This window comes from Nocardia sp. CC201C (assembly GCF_030010695.1).
Lineage (GTDB): Bacteria > Actinomycetota > Actinomycetes > Mycobacteriales > Mycobacteriaceae > Nocardia > Nocardia otitidiscaviarum.
This window is the reverse complement of sequence record NZ_JASCXP010000505.1, coordinates 1-4562: the sequence shown is the minus strand read 5'-3', so window position 1 is coordinate 4562 and position 4562 is coordinate 1. Positions and strand designations below refer to the sequence as shown.

At 71.9% G+C, this 4562-nt stretch carries 2 protein-coding genes; both read left to right on the top strand.

Going from position 1 to position 4562, the window contains the following annotated elements; all coding sequences use genetic code 11:
- A partial coding sequence (locus QK444_RS32770) for a non-ribosomal peptide synthetase (RefSeq protein ID WP_282785929.1) occupies positions 1–1442 on the top strand: 1442 nt, incomplete at its 5' end.
- Positions 1439–4562: beta-ketoacyl synthase N-terminal-like domain-containing protein (locus QK444_RS32765; protein WP_282785928.1), on the top strand; the 3124-nt coding region annotated here is incomplete at its 3' end. The genes QK444_RS32770 and QK444_RS32765, both read left to right, overlap by 4 nt.

Sequence of the window (4562 nt, the reverse complement as noted above, 5' to 3'; positions counted from 1 at the left end):
TCGCCGTGCGGGCGGAATCGTCCGAGATGCCACTGCCGGGTCGGCCGCTGTCGCGAGCGCCCGCTTACGCCATCACCACCTCCGGCTCCACCGGCGTGCCCAAGGTGGTGGTGGTTTCCCGCGCGAATCTCGCCACCCTGATCGGCTCGCGGGACTACCCGTACACCGATGGCGAACTGGTCACTTTCTCGGCCATGCGGCTGATCTGGGACGGTTCCCTGATGGCGCTGGCCTGGGCGCTCACGGTGGGTGGCACGAGCGTGCTGCCCGACGCCCGGATGCTGCGCGACGCGGACGCGGTCGCCGCGCTAGCCCGTCGCCACGCGGTGACCCACCTCGTCGCCACCCCGTCGTTCTACCGGCTGCTACTGCCGCGTCTGGTCGGACTGCGGTCGACGCTGCGCATCGTGACGCTGGCCGGCGAGGCGCTGTCGGCGCGTGTGGTGGACGAACACCGCGAGACCCTGCCCGCCGCCGCCCTGTACAACGAATACGGCCCCACCGAGGCGACCGTCACCTGCATCGTGCACACCGTCGCGGACATCCCGAGACAGGTGGTGCCGATCGGCAGGCCGACCGCGGGCAGCACGGCGCACCTGCTGGACGATCGGCTGCGTCCGGTCCGCAGTGGCACGCGGGGCGACCTGTACCTCGGCGGCGGACAGATCACCGATGGCTACGCCGCCCAGCCTGGCCTGACCGCGACCCGCTTCGTGGCCGACCCGTTCGCCGCCGAACCGGGTGCGCGCATGTACCTGACCGGCGACCTCGCCCGCACGGACGCCCACGGCGATATCGAATTCCACGGGCGCGCCGACAGTCAGCTCAAGGTTCGGGGTGTGCGCATCGAACGCGGTGCGGTGGAGACGGTGCTGGAAGCCCATCCGGCCGTGCGTGAAGCGGTCGTACTGCCGGTCACCGATGTCGACGACACCGTATATCTGGCCGGCTTCTGGGTGCCGGTGGACAGCGCCGCCGTCTCGCCCGCATCGAGTGCGTTGGCCGAGTTCTGTGCCGAACGTCTGATGCCCGAGGCGGTTCCGGCGCGCTTCGTACCCATCGACGCGCTGCCGATCGCGGCGGGCAGCAGCAAGCTCGACGAATCCGCCCTGCGCGCGCTGCTGCACAAACCCGTTGATCGGCAGCCGGTTTCGCGGGACGACTGGTCCGAGGCCGAGCGCGCGATCGGCGCGATCTGGTCGGAAGTGCTGCTGCACGACGAATTCGACCGCGAGGACCGCTTTCTCGACGTCGGCGGCAACTCCCATCGTGTGGTCGCGCTGCACCTGCGGCTGGAGGCGCGCTGGCCGGGCGCGATCTCGGTGGGCCTGCTGTTCGATCTGGACACCGTGGCCGCGCAGGCCGCCGCGCTGCCCGCGGACCCGGCGCACACCGCCGAACCCGCCACGGCGGCCGACATCCCCCTGGCATTCGAGGTGTGAAGGACATCGTGACCACGCCAGCATTACGTGACGACGACATCGCCATCATCGGGATCGGCGCGCGCTTCCCGGACGCGGCGAACCTGGACGAGTTCCGCGCCAATCTCGCCGCCGGACGCGATTCCATCGGCCCCATGCCGGATTCCCGCGCCGAGGCGACCGGCCTGGACCGCCGCGTCCGGTACCTGCCCATGGGCCACCTCACCGATATCCACACCTTCGACTACGCCTTCTTCGGGCTGTCCAAACGCGAAGCGGCGCTGATGGATCCGCAACAGCGGATCGCCTTGGAACTCGCCTACCGCGCCGTCGAGGACGCCGGATACGCCCCCGACACCCTGCGGTCGGCGAGCACGGCGGTGGTGTTCAGCGCACCCATGCCCGGCTATCACGCCATGGCCGTCGATCCGGGACCGCTCGCCATGCTGGGCAATCTGCCCTTCGCCACCCCGGCCCGAATCGCGCATCTGCTGGGTTTCGACGGTCCGTGTTACGCCGTCGACAGCGGTTGCAACGCCTCCCTCATCGCCGTGCACCACGCCTGCCGGGAATTGCGCGGCGGCGACGCGGATTACGCGCTCGCCGGGGGCGTGAGCGTACGCGCGGGCGGCTCCCCGGCCTGGACCGCGCGGACCATGACCGAGATCGCCTCACCCGGCAACCAGGTGCGGGCCTTCGACGCCGACGCCGACGGCACCGTCCCCGGTGAGGGCGGCGCGGCCCTGCTGCTGACCACCCTCGCGCGCGCCCGCGCCGACCGCGCACCGGTGTACGCCGTCATCCGCGGCAGCGCCGTCCTGCACAACGGACACTCCAGCGCCACCATCAGCACCCCGAGCGCCGCCACCCAGGCCAGGGTCATCGACCGCGCCTGGCGCAAGGCGGGGGTCGACCCCCGCACCGCCGGCTACCTCGAGGCACACGGTTCCGCCACCCGCCTGGGTGACGCCGTCGAACTCGAGGGCCTGCGCACCGCTTTCGCCGACCGCGACACACCACTGCCGATCGGCTCGGTCAAAACCAATATCGGCCACCTCGATCACGCCGCCGGAGTAGCGGGCCTGGTCAAAGCGGTCCTCTCCGTCGCCCACGGTCAACTCTTCCCGTCCCTGCACTTCCACCGCCCCACCGGCGACCTCGACCTGGCCGCCGCCGGAATCGAAGTGGTCACCACCCCGCGCCCCTGGCCGGGCGACACCCCCCGCCTGGCGGGCGTGAGCTCCTACAGCCTCGGCGGCGCGAACGCCCACTGCGTCATCCAGCAAGCGCCGGACGCGCGCCCACCTGCGCCCGCAACCGTGGCGCAGATGGCCCTGATGGGCGAACGGGTCGCGCGCGTGGCCTCGCCGCACGATGCCGACCCGCGTACCGATATCGCGGCCCGAACGACCGCCCGGTCCGCCACGGCAATGTCATCGCCGACCGAGGATGCGCCCCCGGCGACCGATCCCGCGCCGAGGGCGGATGACACCGCGCCGCACGTTCGCGAGGCGGGGGAGCCGGCCACGAATGGCGCTGTGCGGCAAGCGAACAACGGCGACACCGCGGAATGGGTCGCGCCGCCACCGATAGCCCCCGGCGACCGTGCGCACGTCGACTCTCCACAGCGGTCGGATGTCGGGCAGCCGGGGATGGTTGGGCGGATGCGCACCGAGGATGTCGGACGGGCGGTGAGTGGGACGGACGGGCATCCACCGGCGGATGATGCCGTGCCGCAGGACCGCGAGGCGGGGGTGCTGACCACGAATGGTGAGGTGCCGCGAGCGACCAGCGGTGGTTCGGGAGCGCGGGGCGCGCTGCGACCGGAAGAATTTGTCGACCGTGCGAATGCGGACCTGCGACACAGTGCCGGGCGGGGGCGGGGCGAGGAAGGCGGGCGGTCACTGCGTGCGGATCCCGCTGAGAGCGGTCGGGTGCTGGCGGATGACGTCGGCCGAGGGCGGAACGCCGACCTCGAGGGCGGACGTTTGCCGCGTGATGTAGGGCGGGTGGACGGTGCGCCGGTTCGGCGGCTTGTCGGGGTGTCGGCTCGGACTCCCGCCGCGTTGGCGGAACTGTGTGGCACGCTCGCGGGGTATGTGCGGGGCGGTGCGGTCGAGTTCGCGGATGTCGCCTTCACCCTCGGTCGGGGCCGGGCGCACCTCGGCTACCGTGTCGCGGTAACCGCCAGCGGCAATGCGGAATTGGCGGATGCGCTCGACATGCGCGGTAGCGCCGTCGGGCAGGCCGGTGCGCGGCCGGTCGCGCCGCGAGTGGCGCTGCTGCTCTCGCCCGGTGCGACGCCGGTTGATCCGCGCGTCGGGGCCGGTGCGGGTGCCGAAGGAACGCATTCGACCGCAGCAGGTTCCGTCGACGCGGGTGGGACGATCGGAGAGGGGCCTACGCACTCGGTGGGGGCCTCGCTGCCCGTGCAGTTGCCTGCCGTCGGCGCGGTCGCGGATGTGCTCGCCGGGCAGCTCGCGGCTCATGACCTGTTGCGCGACTGGGGGATTCGGTTCGGAGCTGTGCTCAGCGGAGGAGCGTCGAAGTTCCTCGCTCGCTATCTGCTGGGTTCGCGCGAGAGGGTGGATGCGGGGGAGTTGGCCGCCGCGGCGGCGGCACCCACGGTGGACCGGGCTCGGTTGCGTACCGCCGCGGAGACTCTGTTGCGGGACGGCTCGGTGGTTTTCGTCGACCCCAGCCGGGACGGTGTGCTGGGTCGCTTCCTGGCCGAGGACCTCGCGGACCGTTCCGATGCGGAAGTGCTGTTCGGTGCACCGGATTCCGGCGGACCGCTCGGCATTCTGGCCCGCCTCTACGAGCGGGGAGTGGACCTCGATTGGGGGATGCAGCCGGACGAGGGTCGCCGGGTGCGACTGCCCGGACATCCGATGCACGGAACACGGTGCTGGGTAGACCTTCCCACCGCCGCTGCCCCCACCTCGACCGGCGCGGCCACCACTCCCGCCGCGTCCGATGCCGCCACGACCCGCGCGACCGAGACCGCTTCCGTCAGCGATCCAGCCGCGACTGCGACGGGTGCCGGTAGTGGCGGGACTGTGACGAGTGCCGGAGTGCCCGTGACCGCGATTGCTGCTGCCGGTGTCGGCGGGACTGCGACCGCTGCCACCACCCGTCCGG